13 protein-coding genes and 1 tRNA gene are annotated in these 20,681 nt (G+C 35.2%); 12 read left to right on the top strand and 2 right to left on the bottom strand.

Annotated features, from left to right (window positions below; all coding sequences use genetic code 11):
* Positions 1-209: 209 nt before the first annotated feature.
* Together Q5O86_RS00870 and Q5O86_RS00865 are read left to right on the top strand one after the other, a co-directional pair.
* Positions 210-1,145: a tRNA-dihydrouridine synthase gene (locus Q5O86_RS00870; protein WP_302625268.1), complete on the top strand. Its 936-nt coding sequence runs from the start codon at positions 210-212 to the stop codon at positions 1,143-1,145.
* Between the two features lie 13 nt (positions 1,146-1,158).
* A complete protein-coding gene (locus Q5O86_RS00865) occupies positions 1,159-2,760 on the top strand; it encodes an MBL fold metallo-hydrolase RNA specificity domain-containing protein (RefSeq protein ID WP_302625267.1) in 1,602 nt (533 codons plus the stop codon).
* Positions 2,761-2,810: 50 nt separating this feature from the next.
* On the opposite strand, the gene htpG is transcribed toward Q5O86_RS00865, so the two are convergent.
* Both htpG and Q5O86_RS00855 read right to left on the bottom strand, forming a co-directional pair.
* The gene (htpG, locus tag Q5O86_RS00860) at positions 2,811-4,799 is read right to left on the bottom strand and encodes a molecular chaperone HtpG (RefSeq protein ID WP_302625266.1); all 1,989 of its coding nucleotides are present in this window, start codon (positions 4,797-4,799) and stop codon (positions 2,811-2,813) included.
* Positions 4,800-4,970: 171 nt separating this feature from the next.
* On the bottom strand, positions 4,971-5,426 hold the full coding sequence (locus tag Q5O86_RS00855) for a DUF5721 family protein (RefSeq protein ID WP_302625265.1): 456 nt from the start codon (positions 5,424-5,426) through the stop codon (positions 4,971-4,973).
* A 151-nt stretch (positions 5,427-5,577) separates the two neighbouring features.
* On the opposite strand from Q5O86_RS00855, the gene Q5O86_RS00850 reads away from it, so the two are divergent.
* From Q5O86_RS00850 to Q5O86_RS00805, 10 genes are all read left to right on the top strand, one after another.
* Positions 5,578-5,650: transfer RNA gene (locus Q5O86_RS00850), tRNA-Thr, on the top strand.
* 210 nt (positions 5,651-5,860) lie between these two features.
* Complete coding sequence (locus Q5O86_RS00845; protein WP_302625264.1) at positions 5,861-6,382, top strand: hypothetical protein; 522 nt, start codon at positions 5,861-5,863, stop codon at positions 6,380-6,382.
* The gene (locus Q5O86_RS00840; protein WP_302625263.1) at positions 6,372-6,839 is read left to right on the top strand and encodes a hypothetical protein; all 468 of its coding nucleotides are present in this window, start codon (positions 6,372-6,374) and stop codon (positions 6,837-6,839) included. Before Q5O86_RS00845 ends, Q5O86_RS00840 begins: the two co-directional genes overlap by 11 nt.
* Before the next feature lie 33 nt (positions 6,840-6,872).
* Positions 6,873-7,964, top strand: a complete 1,092-nt coding sequence (gene asd / locus Q5O86_RS00835; RefSeq protein ID WP_368074713.1) for an aspartate-semialdehyde dehydrogenase — start codon at positions 6,873-6,875, stop codon at positions 7,962-7,964.
* A 219-nt stretch (positions 7,965-8,183) separates the two neighbouring features.
* Entirely contained in the window at positions 8,184-12,788 is a 4,605-nt protein-coding gene (locus Q5O86_RS00830) for a discoidin domain-containing protein (RefSeq protein WP_302625261.1), read from the top strand.
* A 213-nt stretch (positions 12,789-13,001) separates the two neighbouring features.
* Positions 13,002-14,000, top strand: coding sequence for a C39 family peptidase (locus tag Q5O86_RS00825; protein WP_302625260.1), 999 nt, complete (start codon positions 13,002-13,004; stop codon positions 13,998-14,000).
* Positions 14,001-14,138: 138 nt separating this feature from the next.
* Positions 14,139-14,831, top strand: a complete 693-nt coding sequence (locus Q5O86_RS00820; RefSeq protein ID WP_302625259.1) for an iron-sulfur cluster assembly scaffold protein — start codon at positions 14,139-14,141, stop codon at positions 14,829-14,831.
* Between the two features lie 12 nt (positions 14,832-14,843).
* Positions 14,844-15,854, top strand: coding sequence for a GGGtGRT protein (locus Q5O86_RS00815; RefSeq protein ID WP_302625258.1), 1,011 nt, complete (start codon positions 14,844-14,846; stop codon positions 15,852-15,854).
* Positions 15,855-16,124: 270 nt separating this feature from the next.
* On the top strand, positions 16,125-17,441 hold the full coding sequence (locus tag Q5O86_RS00810; protein WP_302625257.1) for a leucine-rich repeat domain-containing protein: 1,317 nt from the start codon (positions 16,125-16,127) through the stop codon (positions 17,439-17,441).
* Between the two features lie 246 nt (positions 17,442-17,687).
* Positions 17,688-20,081, top strand: coding sequence for a GH116 family glycosyl hydrolase (locus Q5O86_RS00805; protein ID WP_302625256.1), 2,394 nt, complete (start codon positions 17,688-17,690; stop codon positions 20,079-20,081).
* Positions 20,082-20,681 lie beyond the last annotated feature (600 nt).

Below are 20,681 nucleotides of genomic sequence, written 5' to 3'. Positions count from 1 at the left end.
AATACTTGTAACCAATCCGAAGGATTGATTACCTGCTTGAGTTTCATCTGCGAAGCAGATTTAAAATGAAACTCAATACAATACTTGTAACCAATCCGAAGGATTGATTACCTGCTTGAGTTTCATCTGCGAAGCAGATTTAAAATGAAACTCAATACAATACCTGTAACCAATCCGAAGGATTGATTACAAGTGGATGGAGTTAAAAAATGAAATTTTATTTTGCGCCTTTAGACGGTGTCACAGGATTTATTTATAGAAATGCATTTGCCAAGTTTTTTGGAGGGCCTGACAAATATTTTGCACCATTTATATCTCCATGTCATAATCCCAAATTGAAGGGAAAAGAGATAAAGGATTTATTGCCGGAGAACAATCATTCTGATATTTATTTGGTACCACAGATTATGGCGAATAATCCGGAATATTTTATAAAAGGGGCAAAACAGGTTGCTGAAATGGGATATCAGGAAGTAAATCTGAATGCAGGCTGCCCTTCCGGAACGGTTGTCTCAAAAGGAAGAGGGGCAGGATTTTTAAAAGATACATATTTGATGAATCAATTTTTTGATGAGATATTTTCTAAACTGGATATGAAAATTTCTGTTAAGACTAGAATCGGTCTTATGGATGCAGGAGAATTTGAGGAAATCATGGATGTATATAACAAATATCCGTTTGAGGAGGTGATTGTACATCCGAGGACAAGAGTTCAGTTATATCAGGGAACCCCGGATATGAATGCTTTCCAATATGCTTATGAACATAGTAAAAATAGTCTATGTTACAATGGGAATATATTTACGGTGGAGGATTACAAAAATATTAGTTCTCAATATTGTTTAGATTCCATAATGTTAGGAAGAGGGTTATTGAGAAACCCTAATTTAGTAAATGAAATAAAGGATAATCAGGTAAAAGCTTTATCCAAAGAAGTGATAAGACAGTTTCACGATAGAATATATGAGGATTTTAAAGAAGAAATGAGTTCGGATAAACATTTATTAAATAAGATGATAGAAATGTGGAATTATTTATCCTTTTTGTCGAAAGACCAGCATAAATGTGCAAAGATAATAAGGAAAGCACAAAATGTCTATAAATATGAGTGTGGAGTAGACAAAATTTTTGAAGAGTTTATGTAAAAAGGAGAGCGGTATGATACTTACATTTTTAGGTGCGGCTCATGAAGTGACAGGCAGTTGTCATTATATTGAAGTCGGTGGGAAAAAAGCTATTATCGACTGTGGTATGGAACAGGGAAAAGACATTTATGTAAATCAGGAATTGCCGGTTTTGGCAGGAGAGATTGATTATATTTTTCTGACACATGCACACATAGACCATTCAGGTTTGATACCACTTATGGTAAAGAGAGGATTTCAGGGACAGATTTTCGCAACAAAAGCAACATGTGAGTTGTGTAATATTATGCTTCGTGACAGTGCACATATTCAGGAGTTTGAGGCAAAGTGGAAAAGCCGAAAGGCAAAAAGAGCAGGAAGAGAAGTTACAGAGCCTATTTATACAATGGATGATGCGGCAAAGGCATGTGAGTTGATGGTTCCTTTAGAATATGACAAAGAGAGTGTTATCTGTGATGAGATAAAAGTTAAATTTATGGATGCAGGACATTTACTTGGTTCTGCAAGTATTGTAATGACATTAACAGAAGATGATATTACAAAGACAATTATTTTTTCCGGGGACATAGGAAATGTAAATAAACCAATTATAAGAGACCCGGAGATAGCAGATGGGGCAGATTATGTTTTGATAGAATCTACATATGGAGACAGACTTCACGGTGGAAGACCGGATTATGTCGGAGAGCTTGCAAGAATATTGAATGAAACATTTGACAGAGGTGGAAATGTTGTAATTCCTTCGTTTGCGGTTGGTAGAACTCAGGAGATGTTATACTTTATGCGTATGATAAAAAAAGAGAGAATGGTTTCGAAGTATCCTGATTTTGAAGTTTATGTCGATAGTCCTCTGGCAATAGAAGCTACGACAATATTTAATAAAAATGTGATAGAATGTTTTGATGAGGAGACAATGGAGCTCATCAGACAGGGAGTGAATCCGTTAAATTTCCAGGGACTAAAAGTATCTGTTACGAGTAATGATTCTATTGCAATTAACGAGGATAAGAAACCGAAAGTGATTTTATCAGCATCAGGAATGTGTGAGGCAGGGCGTATCAGACATCACTTAAAACATAATTTGTGGTGTGAAGATAATACAATATTATTTGTAGGATTTCAGACACCGGGTACACTTGGAAGAACGATTTTAGAGGGAGCTAAAACAGTAAAACTTTTTGGAGAAGAAATTGCCGTAAAAGCACATATAGAAAATTTAAAGGGAATCAGCGGACATGGAGACCAGTCAGGTCTAATTAATTGGTTAAAGGGAATGAAGCAGAAACCGGAGAAAGTTTTCGTTGTGCATGGAGAAGACAGTGTGTGTGATACCTTTGCTGATTTATTAAATAAAGAATATGGATACCATGCGTATGCTCCGTATAGTGGTACGCAGTTTGATTTGGCATCCGGTGAACTGATAAAAGTTGGAGTTCCAATTCGGATAAAAGATGGTGCAAAACAAAGAAGAGCGGCAGGAGTATATGCAAGGCTGCTTGGTGCAGGTCAAAGGCTTATGGCAGTAATTAAGCGAAATGAAGGGGGAGCTAATAAGGATTTAGCAAAGTTTGCAAGCCAGATTGAAGCATTATGCGACAAATGGGATAGAGGATAGAATATAAATAACTAGGGGGATACTTTACTTTGAAGTATCCCCCTTAATTATTATTTTGTTAATATTTCAAGTATTTTGTTGCTTCTCTCAATAAACGCTGTCATGCTATCTGGATTTAAAGGAGTGTGGCTGATTAATGCCAAATCGTATAATTGTTTACAGATGAGTTCTGTATTTTCTCCTTCAGGATTATCTAAAATATATTGAACAAGAGTATTATTTGCGTTTAATGTAAGCGTCTCGCCTGCTCCGCCAAACATCGCAGGGTCCATACCTGTCATTCCATACATCTTCATCATATCCTGCATACGACGTGTCTCTTCAGAAACAGTAATCATAGAAGAAACCTTTTCCTCTTTTAGTTTTTGTACCTTAATATCTATTTCACGTCCGAGTGCTTTTTTAAAGGTTTCGACTAATTTTTCCTTGAGTGCAGTGGCATCTTCTTCGCTGAGTTCTTCTGTAAAAGAATCACTTAATTCATCATCGATACGTTTGAATTTGACTCCCTCATTTTTAGATTCAAGCTGTGTAATAAATGGCTGGTCAATGTTATCTTTTAATATAACCGCATCGATTCCCTCAGATTGAAACATATTAATATACTGACTCTGTTGAACAGGGTCATTTGTATAGAAAATAGTATTTTCATGTTTTTCTTTATTATTTTCTAAGCATTCTTTGAATGTAAGATATTTATTGTCTAAATTTTTGAACAAAACGTAATCTGACATTTTTTCGCAGAATTTTTCATCTTTTAAGCAGCCAAATTTAATAAATGGACTGATATCGTCCCAATATTTTTCGTAGGATTCTTTATCTGTCTTACACATTCCTGAGAGTTTGTCAGCAACTTTTTTCGTGATGTAATCAGAAATTTTCTTAACAAAACCATCATTCTGTAATGCGGAACGGGAAACATTCAACGGAAGGTCAGGACAATCGATAACACCTTTCAATAGCATTAAAAATTCAGGAATGACTTCTTTAATATTGTCAGCGATAAATACCTGATTATTATAAAGTTTGATGGTTCCTTCTATAGATTCATACTCCATATTGATTTTAGGGAAGTAAAGAATACCTTTTAAATTAAACGGATAATCCATATTTAAATGAATCCAGAACAATGGCTCTTTATAATCCATAAATACTTTGTGATAGAAATTCTTGTATTCTTCCTCTGTACATTCGTTTGGATGTTTTGCCCAAAGAGGAGTGGTGTCACTGATACTAACTGGACGCTTAATAATTTTAACCTTTTTCTGTTCCGGTTCAATCTCTACAGTTTCCTTTGTACCGTCTTCATTTTCTTTTTCTTCTGTCTTGGCAGGTTCTACAATATGTTCGATGATGGTATCTTTTTCTGTCACATCGTTTTCATCGATTGTTTCGTATTCCGGTTCAGCGCTTGGGTCGCTTAAGTAAATCTCAACAGGCATAAAAGAACAATACTTGTCCAGAACCTCCTGTGCCCTGTAAAGATTTGAAAATTCTACACTGTCATCGTTTAAATAGAGTGTGATTTTTGTTCCTCTGTCTGTCTTATCGCATTCAGACATATTAAATTCTGTACCATCCTCACAATCCCATAAAACGGCTTTTGCCCCTTCTTTGTATGACAGCGTTTCAATTGTAACCCTGTCAGCGACCATGAATGCCGAATAGAAACCTAAACCAAAGTGCCCAATAATCTGGTCTTCGGATGTTTTGTCTTTATACTGTTCAAGAAATGCTTCAGCACCTGAAAAAGCAATCTGATTAATGTACTCGTCGACCTCTTCCTCAGTCATACCGAGACCGTTATCAATAAAGGTGAGAGTTTTTTCATTTGGGTTTGCTAATACCCGGATTTTAAATTCTTCTCCGTCAGCGATAGAGGCCTCTCCCATCATTTCTAATTTTTTTAATTTCGTAATAGCATCACATCCATTGGATACTAATTCTCTGAAAAAAATATCATGGTCTGAATATAACCACTTTTTTATAATAGGGAAAATATTTTCGCTATTAATTGATAAATTACCTGTTTTTGCCATAAAATCACTCCTTTATATAAAAATATTATTTCACAAAATGAATTGTAAGAAATATACATTTCCCGCAACAATGTCAATTTTAACGCACAAAAGAAAAATGTCAATATAAAATTAGCACTCTAATGGAAAGAGTGCTAAAAATTTACCGTTTGTTCACATTTTAGAAAAAAACTAGATTTGTTCACAATTAAAATATTGGTTGAAATAGGACAATACGGTATTATCCCAATATTTGTCCAGTGTTTTATCCATAGTAAAAGTAGTGAGTGATGTACCGGTGATAACCTCCAGTTTATTTTGTTCATACAGAATATGAATATAGAGTCCGCTTATTTGTGATTCATCAATTATCATTCCTGAATTATTTATTATTTCAGGGTATTTGTTTGGGGATAATGAAAATACAAGTTTCATTTTGGTGGGAACCTTTGTGCCTTTTACTATCTCAAAACAGATGTGTTTTATATTCTTCCAGCATATAAATTCGTTTTCCATTGTCTTTAACTCATCGGAAGTATAAAAATGAGTATTAATACGTCCGTTTATTGTAAATGAGTTAGATGTATTGATTTGTCCATCACATAATAAAAAATTATCAAAGGTTTCTTTTACTAATAAATGCTGCATGAAATTATTTATATCTTTTATATTAAAACTTATCATAAGTTAATTATATCAGAGGAACGCTATTGGTTCAATGATTGTGGTATTTTAAAATAAAAAATCTCTTTACATTTTGATTTTATAACAGTATAATATCAGTGTTGCTTTGGCAAATGCTTCTGTAGCTCAGTTGGTAGAGCAGCTCACTCGTAATGAGCAGGTCACGTGTTCGAGTCACGCCAGAAGCTTATAGAAAAGAACAGGTTATCCTGTTCTTTTTTTTGCGTAAACGATAAGGAAAAAGTAATTAGTTGATGAAATTGCTTTCGATGCACACATACAATACCAGAATGTGGCTGAGTTGCTTCCGGTGATTTTTGAACCTTTACATTTTAAAGGGGTTAGTATATAATATTTGCTAGACAAAATAAAGGAAAGTATTTAAAGGAAAGTGTTATATGGCATATAAACCTTATAAAACACAAAAAAGGCAGGACATTTATGCAAAGTATGATAAAAAAAGACATATTGCAAAGGATGCGCCAAATGACAGCAGAATAAAATTATTTGGATTCCGTTCCGGTCAGTCGTACAAGATGATACCGGCAATATTATATTATGCATTTATGCTGTTTTATATTGTTACAGGTATTTATGGAGAAATAAAATATTATAGTTTTGAGCCGATGGATGTGATATTGACAATCATAAAATATATCTTCTTTTTTATTTTATTTTTCAGTCCGGCTATTTTTTTATCAGATTTTAAGTATAGAGATTCCCTTCCTTTTTTTAAAAAGAGAAGCGGGGCAGCATCGATTACCGGTTTGCTTATTGTGTGGATGTTTTGTTATTTTATGGTTAATGTCAATATATACTGTATGTCTGATACATGGAAACAATCCAGAGATGATTATAATAAGTATTTGATAGAGCAACAGGAAAAAGCCTTACAAGAAGGAGAAAAAAATGAAAAATAAAAAGATTATATGCATTGTGTCTGGTATTATAATTTTAGCGGTGATTGTTGTTGGAATTGTTATTGCAAGTGGCAGGAAAAATCGTGATGATAATGTAACGGGTGAAAATAAATCTACAGTGACTGAAGAAACTGCAAGTAATTTTCAGACGAGTGAGCAGATAGAAACAGAAACAGATAAAAACGGTGAAGTTGTCACAAAGAGTTCATCTGAGGTTGATGAGAAAGGTTCTGATGCCAATTCTTCAAAGAATGGTAAGAGTGATGACAAGAAGTCATCTAACAAGCCGAATAAGAATGGTGTAAATGTCATGGATGATATTTTCACTGACGAGGCGATAGAGAACACGACAACAAAGAAAAAAAATAATCAAAAACCGACAGATAAAGATGGTGATGTTGTTGAAACAAAACCAGTTGATGCAAACAATGATGACGGTTGGTCTGATTTTTATTAAAGCAAATAATTATTCATTAGGAGGCAAAAAATGATGAAATTAGAGAAGAAGTTAAAAGTTGGTGTGCTTGGCGCTACAGGAATGGTAGGACAAAGATTTATTACATTATTGGATAATCATCCATGGTTTGAAGTTACTACGTTGGCTGCCAGCCCACGTTCAGCAGGAAAGACTTACGAGGAAGCTGTAGGTGACAGATGGAAAATGACAGTTCCGATGCCGGAAAAAGTAAAAAAAATGATTGTACATAATGTAAATGAAGTTGAAGCAGTTGCTTCTACAGTGGATTTTGTATTTAGTGCAGTCGATATGACAAAAGAAGAAATAAAAAAAATTGAAGAAGATTATGCAAAGACGGAGACACCTGTTGTATCAAACAATAGTGCGCATAGATGGACACCGGATGTGCCGATGGTTGTTCCGGAAATTAATCCGGAACATTATGAAGTAATTGCATCTCAGAAAAAGAGACTTGGAACAACAAAAGGGTTTGTGGCAGTAAAGCCGAATTGTTCTATCCAGAGTTATGCACCAGTGCTTACTGCATGGAAAGAGTTCGAGCCAACAGAGGTAGTTGCTACAACATATCAGGCAATTTCAGGTGCAGGAAAGACTTTTAAGGATTGGCCGGAGATGGTAGGAAATATTATTCCATTTATCGGTGGAGAAGAAGAAAAATCAGAGCAGGAGCCATTAAGACTCTGGGGTAAAGTGGAAAATGGAGAGATTGTTAAAGCACAGTCACCGGTTATTACAACACAGTGTATCAGAGTTCCTGTTTTAGATGGACATACAGCAGCTGTATTTGTAAAATTTGCTAAGAAACCTACAAAAGAACAGTTGATTGAGGCGATGGTGAACTTTAGTGGGGAACCACAGGAATTAGAACTTCCTAGTGCGCCAAAGCAATTTATTCAGTATTTAGAAGAAGACAATAGACCACAGGTTGCATTAGATGTAGATTTTGAAAATGGTATGGGTGTTTCTGTGGGACGTTTGAGAGAAGACAGCGTGTATGATTATAAGTTTGTTGGGTTATCACATAACACTTTAAGAGGCGCTGCAGGCGGAGCGGTTCTTTCAGCAGAACTTCTGGTAGCAAAAGAATATATTACAGCAAAATAATAGATTGATAAATATAAGACAAGAGACTTTTGGTTTTAAGAGAACCGGAAGTCTTTTTCTATTTGAATTAAAATAAAAAATTAGTTAATAATCATAAAAAAATATACATTGATTTTGGCAGAATTAACCGCTAATGTGAAAGAAGAATATGTTTATGTTTAATAATTTTTGGATATAAGACATGATATGATAATGAAAGTTTAAGCGGAGGGAGAGAAAATGTATTTAGAAAGAGGGAGTTTCAAAAAGAGATTAAAAAAAGTCTTATCGTTTATACTGAGTCTGACAATTATTATCTCGTCTATAGGAGTATTGGAGATAGATGTCAGAAGTAGTCAGAGTACGGATGAAAGATATCATGTAACCATGGCAGATGGGGATATACAAAATAATGTTGTTGGAGAAATGTTTCTTGTTAAGGATATATTTCCGAAGGAAGCAGAGCATCTGATAGATAACAGTGGGATGAGCGGTATCGAGGCACCGAATCACATGCATTCCTGCGTGGATACAAATGATGCCGGAAGTAAAAATCTCTCGCAAAAAAGTCAATATTTAGGTGGAAAGGAATCTATAACAATAGATTTAGGAGTAAAACAGTCTCTGGGTGAGATGTATATATGGAACTATAACGATATTAGACATTTAGAGTATGGAATGAAGGATATCAAGATAGAATATTCAGAAGATGGAGAAAAATTTTATGATGGGGGAGTACATACATTATCTCAATGCAGCAAGGCGGATAATGATAAATATTATGGAAATGTAGCGTCAACAGTTGATTTCAGGAAATCTTTTGATTTTGATGGGGTAACGGGAAGGTATGTGAAAATAACACCGATTTCAAATTTTGATGGAAGTAATATTTATGGATTGGCTGAAATAAGAATATTCAGACATAAAACGGAGCCTTGTAGTGGGCAGAGTATCACAGTGGATGCTTTTGCACCAATGCAGTTAGATAACAACACAGTTACGAATGCATTTAATTATTCGGGAATGGCCTTGATTGATTCAAGTGTGTCAGACAATGAAAAACATTCTAATCGGAAGCAGGATATGTGTGTATTGAATGGAAACAGTACACAATCATTATTGGTTATGAATTTAGACGGTAATTATCCTATATCAGCAATGAAGATATGGAATTATAATGAACCGACAGAATTAAATATCGGAATCAGGGAATTTGAAATATGGTATACGACAGGAAATCCATGTGACATTATTACCTATGAGAAAAATGACGTAAATGATGGTGAACAGGACAAGTTTGATTTTTCGGGAGGAGATTGGAAAAAACTTGGCAATTATACGCTTCCAAAAGGAGATGGAAGTGATGAAATGAGTTGCAGCATGAAAATAGATTTTAAAGGAAAACATGCGCAGCATATAAAAATTGTTCCAAAAAATAATTATAATAATCAATCAGTAAAATTTGGTCTATCAGAGGTAAAAGTGTATGTTGAGAAAGGATGGGCAACGGAGTATTCCAGAGAATGGACGGGTATGGTATCGTCATCAGGAGAATTTTCGTATCAGGGAAACAGAAAGGCGGATACCAAAGGAACATCTCTAATGCCGGGAGACAATGAGAGAGGCTGGATTGGTGGGGACGGAATCCATGGTACCAGTTTGAATGGAGGTCAGACAAGTGGCTCGGCAAATGGAAATAGCAAAACTATTTTTACCTTTCAGGATAGCTTTGAGGGAAATTTTGGAAATTATGAGACATTTTCTACAAAGTATGGTTTTGGTGGAACCGGAAACGATGGAAAGACGGGATTTAGTATAGGTATGAGAAATATGGCGTATATGATGCTTACAGGAGATGAACCGGACCCTAGAAATATGCAGTATTATATGAAATTGAATGGAAATCTCTCGGATTCCCATGAGGGAGGAAATATTCTGCCGGGAAGATATTGGATTGGTGATTCTACAGTAGTAAACAATTCGCTTTATACAATTGCAAATCATTTTTCGGGATTAACAATACTGGGAGCAGATTTTTTTGCAACTCCGCTTTTAGATAATGGATTTCCTGATATGGGTGTAGATACTGTGAATAATCTTGTTCAAACCAAGATAGATGACACAGGAATTGTATATCATGAAAATATTTTGGAGGAGGGAGATTGGATTTATCTCTATGGAAAAGGCTTAAAGGAATGTGGTATCGAAGGAAAGATGGTTGTCAGCAGAGTGCTTAAGAATAAGTATCCTAATTTAAAATCAGAGGATATCAGTTACTGGGATGGACAGCGCTGGGTATCAGATTATAAAAAAGCAACTGCAATAACAACCTTTCAGCCGGGAAATGAATGGAATATTACCTATATGGATAAAGGGACATTTGCCGGAAAATATATTCTCGTAAATACTGCTTTTAGTATTACAGGGTCGGTAGGATTTGCTGTTGCGGATACTCCGATGGGACCATTTGTAGAGCCGGATGAGAGCAGACTTTATTATGCAACAGAACCATATAAATTGTGGATGAGATATTATCAGGACTCAAAGACGATTTTCAGACAATGGAATTATAATGCAAAGTCTCAGCCTGCAATATCAAAATCAGGTGAATTATTGTTTACCTACCACTTTGGAGTACACGATGACAGAACAGTGATAAGAAATGGGAAAACAGAGAGTTTAATGCCATCTTGGGGATTTTTTAATTCGACATGTAAAGAATATGAGCATCCTACTTTTGTGAAAATGTTTGACATTATGGACGAAACGGAAAAGACATACCTTCAAAACCTGGCAATTTTACCACAGACAACGGTGAGTGCATCGGCAGAAAATATAACGAATGGGCAAATTGCAGAAAAGGTACGGGACGGAAATAGAATATCAGATGATAGCAGATGGTCTACATATATAGAAGGAAATAGTTCGGATTTGAATCATGGATGGATAGAGTATGATATGCATCAAAATGTAAATATCAGTCAGGTTAAAATTTATTGGGAAGCAGCCTGCGGAGTGGACTATGAGATACAGGTGAAGGAAAAAGAGAATGATGCGTGGAGAACAGTATCTACAAAGAAAAATGGAACAGGAGGTGTAGATGAATTTGAGATTAAAGGTGCAGAAGATGTACGTTTTATAAGAATGAAGGGGAGCAAATCTGCACAATTGTTATTTGGAAACTTTGGATATTCAATGTATGAATTTGAAGTTTATGGAAACGTAAAAGCGGAAAACGCAGAAGAATATGACAATGTCATTCAAGTTACTAAGGATAATGTGCTGACATTAGGAAAAACGTTTGTTAAGAATGATATGATTACATTTAGTTATGCAAATTCGGGAGTGGAAATTAACTTTTATGGCACCGGAATAAAAGGAGACTTTGTTGTTGAAGGAAACCAGAGGATAGCAGTTTTTATTGACGATAATATTCTGCCTGAGGATGCTGCTATATTTGAATTAAAAGCATCAGATAATCAGGATGAAAATAAATTTGAGGTTTCTGTACAATTAGCAAAGGGACTCGCCGAGGGAGAACATAAAATAACAATTCGGAAAATGGACAGAGGATATCATGGCTTTTTGGCAGCGAATACAGTAGGAATTAAAAATATAACTCTTCCAACAGACGGAAAAATATTGGAAAAAAGTCCTGCAAAAAAATTAGTAATAGAGGCATTTGGTGATTCCATAACGAATGGGGATGCATTGTATGATTTGGGAAATGGACAGTCAGCAGCATATTCGTGGAAAGGATATATTGGAGAACTGACAAGAATGTATAATGCGGATATCAGAAGCTGTGGAATATCAGGTAACGGTTTGCTTAGAAGTGTGCTTAAAGATGACAATGGAATATATTTTAATCTGTTTACACCACAAAAAAATTGGTCTGTGATAGATGAAAGTGCAGGGGCGGAATCGAACATAAAATATAATCATACAGAAAATCCGGCAGATGTTGTTATCATTAATTTAGGAACAAATGATAATGCTGCATTTATGGCAGGACAGATTACAGCGCATGAGTTTAAGACAGAGTATTTGAGATTTATTAATGAAATACATCATGATTGTCCGGAAGCAGTTGTGATAGGATGTCTTGGGGCAATGGGAGCTGAAGGGCTGTTTGCTCCAATCAGAGAAGCCGTGGAAGAAGCTAATTCAAAAGCAGGAATGACATATGCCTATTTCGTGGAATTAAAAAATAGTGCTGCAATAGAAAACGGAAAGGGATATGACAATTCACATCCCAGTGCAATAGCAGGAAAATATTACGCAGAGCAAATAAGTGATGTAATAGAAAAGTCAGGAGTTTTGGAACGTATACATGAGGTACGTTTGGAAATAAACGGATATCAGATAAGTACGGCAAATGAGGGGCATAGAGTTGCATATTCTATAGATGCACCAAAGAATCAGGTAGAAAAAATAGGATTGATTTATGCTTTTGAAGACCGTGTCACAAAAGATGAAATGGTTGTTGAAAATTTGAATGACAATGTGTTTGTGTTTGAAGCAACGGAAAATGGTAAGACAGATTATGATTTTATGGAAGGAGATAATGTACAAAGCTATGTTGCCACGATGAAGTTTATTAAGGTCAAGGATTATTATAATGCAAAAATGCGAGTCAGGGCATTTGCGAAGCTAAAGGATGGAACTTATATATACAGCGATGAAAGTGTCAGTTCAGTGTATGAGATATCAGATTATCTCTACAAAACAAATAGAATGAATACATTTTTGCAGCATCAATATCTTTATGAAAATATATTAAAGGTATGTGATTTCGATTATGAGAAAATAGATTATAATTGGAATAATGCGATTGTAAATTAAATATGCAATATTATACATAATTCAATATAGTGAGTGTTAAATCAGGTAGATGAAAAGATACATTGATTTAACACTCTTTTTGATACAAGAATTATACATTTTTATCTTATAACTTGTTTTGTTAGTAAATGAAAATTAGGGAAATAATGTTAAGAGGAACTTTTATAAAGAGTGCAAGTATAAAGAGTTTTGGCGGAGGTATTAAAAAACAAAATGGTTTATAGAGATAAAAACACATTAATGAACGAAAAGAGAAAGAGAAAAGCATATATAAAGAAAAGAAATTGGATTATAAAAAATATTATTATTATGATAGTTTCGATAATGGTGTGTATTGGAATTATTGTGTCCTGTACAAATCATAATAGAAACGCTAAGGAGAATGTGACAATAAGCGATACGCTAAAAGGAGTATCGGAGACAGAGAAATATACAGAGACGATAAGTACAAAAAGTAAAAAAATTCAATATAAAATAAAAGCTCCGAGAGATTTTACAAGAAAAGAAATAGAAAAGTTTTTGGAGAAATATTCTGAAGCTGATGAGAATATAAAATATATCTACGAAAATATAGAGGATTATGACAGCGAATTATTAGATAAAGTTGTAAATAACCCTGAAATGGCGGAATTTGTCAGAAATTATTATGAAAACGATACCAATGTTTCGCATAAGCTGACAAAAAAAGAAAAAAATGCGCAACATCCGCTGTTCAATCAGTGGGATAAAAGATGGGGACATATTGCATATGGGGATTCGGATATAGGATTGGCGGGATGTGGACCTACATGTTTATCTATGGTAATTTATTCCTTAACTAGAAATGATAAGGTAACACCCGATGTAGTTGCAAAATATAGTGAGGAAAATGGTTATTATGTGGATGGTATTGGAACGGCATGGCTTTTAATGTCAGCATTTCCAAGTGAATATAATGTAAACGTGAGTGAATTAAGTTTGTCGGAGGATATTTTAAAAAGTGAATTGGATAGGGGAAATATGATTATTTGTGGAGTAGGACCGGGAGATTTTACAAGGAATGGTCATTTTATTGTCATTTATGGATATGACAATAAAGGTTTTAAGATAAATGACCCTAATTGTATTGCGAGAAGTAAGAAAAGGTGGTCATATGATAGATTGTCAAAACAGATAAGGGTGATTTGGAGTTATAGTTATGGAAATAACGATTTTCCACAAGAAGTGCAATAGCACTAAAAAAATACAGATTTTCAAAAGATTTCCTTAAAACTATGGACTATTTTGTCAATTTATGAGACAATGACAAAAAGTGTGGGTACCATTTGAAATCCACATTTATTACATATTTCGAAAGGAGTATTTATTCAAATGATTTATTCAAAAGAAGTTGAAATGATGTGTCCTGTAGCTAAGGGCGCAAAACATGAGCCTGCTCCAATTCCTGAAGAAGGAAAATGGGTTCATTCAAAAGAAATCAAAGATATTTCAGGTTTTACACATGGTGTGGGCTGGTGTGCACCTCAGCAGGGAGCATGTAAGCTTACATTAAATGTTAAAGAAGGTATCATTGAAGAAGCATTAGTTGAGACTATTGGTTGTTCAGGTATGACACATTCAGCAGCTATGGCAGCTGAAATTCTTCAGGGAAAGACAATTCTTGAAGCGTTAAACACTGACTTGGTTTGTGATGCTATCAATACAGCTATGAGAGAGTTATTTTTACAGATTGTTTATGGTAGAACTCAGAGTGCATTTTCAGATGATGGTTTAGTAGTAGGTGCCGGTCTTGAAGATTTAGGAAAAGGTCTCCGTTCACAGGTTGGTACAATGTATGCCACAAAAGCAAAAGGTGTTAGATATCTTGAAATGGCTGAAGGTTATGTGACAGGTATTGCTCTTGATGCAGATAATGAAGTTATTGGTTACCAGTTTGTAAATCTTGGAAAGATGACAGACTTTATTAAAGCAGGTGATGATCCTACAACAGCTTGGGAAAAATCAAAAGGTCAGTATGGCCGTGTTGATGACGCTGCTAAGATTATCGACCCAAGAAAGGAATAGGAGGTAACGACAATGGCATTATTTGAATCATATGAGAGAAGAATTAATCAGATTAATTCTGTTTTAAATAGTTATGGTATTGCTTCTATTGAAGAAGCTGAAAAAATCACAAAGGATGCTGGATTAAACGTTTACGATATGGTAAAAGGGATTCAGCCAATTTGTTTTGAAAATGCATGCTGGGCTTACATTGTAGGTGCGGCAATTGCTATTAAAAAGGATTGCAGAAGAGCTGCTGACGCTGCTGCAGCTATCGGAGAAGGACTTCAGGCTTTCTGTATTCCGGGTTCTGTTGCAGATCACAGAAAAGTAGGTCTTGGACATGGTAACTTAGGAAAGATGTTATTAGAAGAAGAAACAGAATGTTTCGCATTCCTTGCAGGTCATGAGTCATTTGCTGCTGCTGAAGGAGCTATCGGTATTGCTGAAAAGGCAAATAAAGTTCGTAAGAAACCTTTGAGAGTAATTTTAAATGGTCTTGGAAAAGATGCTGCACAGATTATATCAAGAATTAACGGTTTTACATTTGTTGAGACAAAATATGATTATAAAGAAGCAAAATTAAATGTTGTATATGAGAAGGCATATTCAGATGGTCTTCGAGCAACTGTAAAATGTTATGGTGCTGATGATGTTCAGGAAGGTGTTGCAATTATGCATCATGAAAATGTGGGTGTATCTATTACAGGTAACTCAACAAACCCTACAAGATTCCAGCATCCTGTAGCAGGTACATACAAAAAAGAATGTATTGAACAGGGCAAGAAATATTTCTCAGTAGCATCCGGTGGTGGTACAGGACGTACATTACATCCGGATAATATGGCAGCTGGTCCGGCTTCCTATGGTATGACTGACACTTTGGGACGTATGCATTCAGACGCGCAGTTTGCAGGTTCATCTTCTGTTCCGGCTCACGTTGAAATGATGGGACTTATCGGTGCAGGAAACAACCCAATGGTTGGTATGACGGTTGCTGTTGCAGTTTCTGTAGAGGAAGCAGCAAAGGCTGGAAATTTCTAAAAAGTCAGAGTTGATAACAATTATAAATTTTTAAGATGGTACAAGGCTGTCGTTTTTACGAATAAAAACTCGTGAAGCGGCAGCCTCGTTTTTACAGTATTACTATAACAATTTTAAATTATAAAGCTGTTGACATTCACCTCCAGGGAATGGGAAAATAATTTATACATTCTCTATAAAAATTACACTAAAATAAAAATTAATTTATTGATTTCAAATAATATGTATCATAATGTAATAATATAAAATATTATGATAGGAGAAAGTGCAATGAAAAAGTTAACGCAATTATTATCTGTTTTATTGACTATAGTTATGATAACGACAATGTTTAGTCAAATTAATACGAATGCAGCGGCGAAAAAGAAACTGAGTAAGTCAAAAGTAACGATTACAGTTGGACAGACATTGAAACTGAAAGTAAAGAATAATAAGAAAAAGGTAAAATGGAGTTCAAAGAACAAAAAAATTGCAACAGTTACAAAGAAGGGAAAGGTCAAAGGCAAAAAGGTCGGAAAGACATACATTATAGCAAAAGTTGGAAAGAAAAAGTATAAATGTAGAGTTATTGTTGTAAAAAAGAAAAATAAGAAACCTGTGGAAGTAAAACCAGATAATCCAACGAAGCCGGAAAATCCAACAAAACCAGTGAACCCGACTAAGCCGGAAAACCCAACAAAACCGGAAAATCCGATTAAGCCGGAGGAGCCTACACAACCTGACACGAATGCATCAAAGTTTAGTTTTGTTGCAACAGCAAGCGGTGTGATTATCAATGGATATAAAGGAACTTCAACGGATGTTGTGATTCCGGCTACAATTAATGGGAAAAAAGTAACAAAAATTAATGACACGGCGTTTCAGGAATCTGATTATTCATCCATTAGGATTACAAGCGTTGTGATTCCGGATACCGTATTGAATATTGGAAGATTGGCATTTGCTTCCTGTGCCTATTTGCAGACAGTAGAAATTGAAGGGAATAATTTGCAATATATAGGAAATCAGGCATTTGATCAATGTAAAAATCTCAAATCTATAAAATTGCCGGGCACAGTTCAGTATATAGGAGAGTACGCATTTGCAGGATGTGCGGCAATAGAAATGATAAATATTCCGGCTTCAGTAACAAGTTTTGGAAATAGTCCGTTCAGCGGTTGTAAGAGCTTGGCGTACATTACAGTAGAAGAAGGCGCTAAGATATTGCCGGATATGGCTTATCGGGAAAGTCTAAAGTCTATAGTGCTGCCAAAGTCGATTACAAAGCTGGCAGAGATGCAATTTTTTGGTTGTAGTGGACTGGAAAGTGTTGAAATCAAAGGAGACGTAACAGTTATTGCAACTTATATATTCACTGATTGTACAAGTTTAAAGACGGTTATTCTGCCGGAAACGGTGACAACGATAGAAAAATATGCTTTTTGTGGATGCGAAAGCTTGGAATCTATCCGAATACCTGCCAATGTAACCAACATCGAAGATGCGGCATTTGAAGAATGCACTGGATTAAAGACAATAATAGGTGAAAAAGGAAGTTATGCAGAAACATTTGCGGCAAATAATGGATACGCATTTCAGGAGAAATAGTCATCATATATTATATTGAAAATAATCTGTCAGGAAACAGAGTAATAAAGAATCAAAAAGAGCCATTTTCTTAAGTTTAGAAAATGGCTCTTTTTGATATGAAGTATATAGATTATTGCTTATGCATTTCGCCAAATTTAGAAAAGGAATTAACAACCCCAGTCATTCTATTTATACGGTTTCCTGTTTATAATGAACAATGAATAAGGGAAAATTGTAGAAATGTTAGTAGACAGGGAGGATTTTATGAAATACGGACATTTTGATAATGAAAAAAAAGAGTATGTAATTGATAATGTTGCTTTGCCTACATCCTGGACAAATTATTTAGGAGTAAAGGATACCTGTGTGGTTATTAATCATACAGCTGGTGGATATATGTTTTACAAGTCTCCGGAGTATCATAGAGTTACCAGATTTAGAGGTAATTCCGTTCCAATGGACAGACCGGGACATTATGTATATGTAAGAGATAATGATAATGGAGATTATTTTAGCATATCCTGGCAGCCGGTTGGAAAGCCTCTGGATAAGGCACAATATAAATGCCGTCATGGACTTTCTTATTCGGTTTATGAATGTCTTTATGATAAGATTCAGGCAAGTCAGAAAATGTCAGTTCCTATAGATGATGATGTAGAATTGTGGGATGTTGTTATAAAAAACACAGATGATAAGCCTAGAAATTTGAGTATTTTTTCTTATTGTGAGTTTTCATTTCATCATATTATGATTGACAATCAGAATTTCCAAATGAGTTTATATTGTGCAGGTTCATCTTATGAGGAAGGAATTATTGAACATGACTTATTTTATGAGGAGTTTGGGTATCAATATTTTGCTTCAAATTTTGAACCGGATGGATTTGATTGCTTGAGAGATAAATTTTTAGGTTTATACCACACAGAAGATAATCCTGTTGCAGTTATCTCGGGAAATTGCAGTGGTTCGTTTGAAAAAGGGAATAATCATTGCGGTTCTCTGCAAAAAAATATAATTCTTGAACCGGGTGAAGAAATACGTCTTATATTTATGCTTGGCGAGGGAAATCGAGAAAAAGGAAAAGAGATAAAAGAAAAATATAGTAATTTAGAAAATGTAGATAATGCTTATAAACAATTAGAAGAATATTGGGAAGATAAAATGTCCAGACTTCAGATTCAGACACCAAATGAAGGAATGAATACAATGATAAATATTTGGAATTTATATCAGTCTGAAGTAAACATTATGTTTTCAAGATTCGCTTCGTTTATTGAATTAGGTGGAAGAACAGGACTTGGATATCGTGACACGGCACAGGATTCTATGACGATACCTCACTCTAATCCTGAAAAATGTAAAGAAAGAATTATACAGTTATTGAATGGTCTTGTTTCCAAGGGATATGGACTTCATTTGTTTTCACCTGAATGGTTTGAAGAAAAGAAAGATGAGAAAAAACCATTTAAATCACCTACAGTTATTCCGGGTATAAATAAAACAGATATTATACACGGAATAGAAGATGCATGTTCTGACGATGCATTATGGCTGGTTCCATCAATTGTAGAATATATAAAAGAGACTGGTGACTTGTCATTTGCTGACATGGGGATAAATTATGCTGATGAGGGAAGAGATACGGTCTACGAGCATATGAAACGTATTTTGGACTTCTCAGCACAGGAGGTAGGAAAAACCGGAATTTGTAAGGGGCTCAGAGCGGATTGGAATGATTGCCTTAACCTGGGGGGTGGCGAAAGTGCAATGGTTTCATTCCTTCACTTCTGGGCAATAAACAGTTTCCTGGAATTAGCTCAGTATCTGGAGAGAAATGAGGATGTTGAGAAGTATTCGCAAATGGCAAAAAAAGTAAAGAAAGTTTGTGACGAAGAATTATGGGATGGTGAATGGTACATAAGAGGAATCACAAAGAATCTTAAGAAAATAGGAACCAAAGATGATGTAGAGGGAAAAGTACATCTCGAGAGTAATGCTTGGGCTGTATTATCAGGTGCTTCAGATTATGAAAAAGGTATTAAAGCAATGGATAGCGTGCATGAGTATCTTGCCACGCCATATGGAATTATGCTGAATGCACCATCCTATACGGTTCCTGATGATGATATCGGATTCGTAACTCGAGTGTATCCCGGTGTAAAAGAGAATGGGGCAATCTTTTCTCATCCAAATCCTTGGGCATGGGCAGCGGAATGTGTCTTGGGACGTGGTGACAGAGCTATGGAATATTATGATTCCCTATGTCCTTATAACCAGAATGATATGATTGAAATAAGAGAGTCGGAGCCATATTCATATTGTCAGTTTATTATGGGAAAAGACCATACAGCATATGGGCGTGCAAGACATCCGTTTATGACCGGTTCAGGCGGCTGGTCGTATTTTTCCGCAACAAGATTTATGCTTGGTATTAAACCGGACTTTGATAAATTAGACGTAAACCCATGTATTCCGGGGGAATGGAAAGAATTTTCCGTGACAAGGAAATGGCGTGGAGCTACATACAACATTAAAGTATTAAATCCTAATGGTGTAATGAAAGGTGTAAAAGAAATCAGGGTTAACGGAGAGAATGTTGATGAGATAGGGGTTTTACCTGAAAACAGTATCAATGAAATTGAAGTTATTTTAGGATAATTAATAAATAAATTGTAAAAGGAAGGATGGTTATAAAATGATTAACTTTGGAACAGGTGGATGGAGAGCAGTGATTGGTGATGAATTTATAAAATCAAATATACAACTGCTTGCGAAGGCTATGTGTGATAAAATGAAAGCTGAGAAAAAGACAGAAAAAGGAATCATCATTGGCTATGATAAAAGATTTTTATCTAAGGAAGCAATGCAGTGGGCAGGTCAGGTGTTTGCAGCAGAAGGAATCAAATCATTTCTTGTAAACAAATCAGCACCAACTCCATTGATTATGTTTTATGTTGAAAAGCATGAAATGCCATATGGAATGATGGTTACGGCAAGTCATAATCCTGCTATTTATAATGGAATTAAAGTGTTTACATACGGTGGAAGAGATGCCGATGAAGCACAGACTAAGGATATAGAAGCGTATGCTGAAAAGGTGAATGAAACAGAAATTAAAGAGATGGATTATGACGAGGCAGTTCAGAAAGGACTGATTGAAGAAATTTATCCTTTAAACGAATATTTAGATAACATTATTGCAGCTGTGGAAGATCGGAAGAGCGTCGTGTAGGGAAAGAGTGTAGATCTCGGTGGTCG

This window comes from uncultured Eubacterium sp., from assembly GCF_937958975.1.
GTDB lineage: Bacteria > Bacillota > Clostridia > Lachnospirales > Lachnospiraceae > Eubacterium_G.
This window is presented reverse-complemented; position numbering and strand designations above follow the sequence as displayed.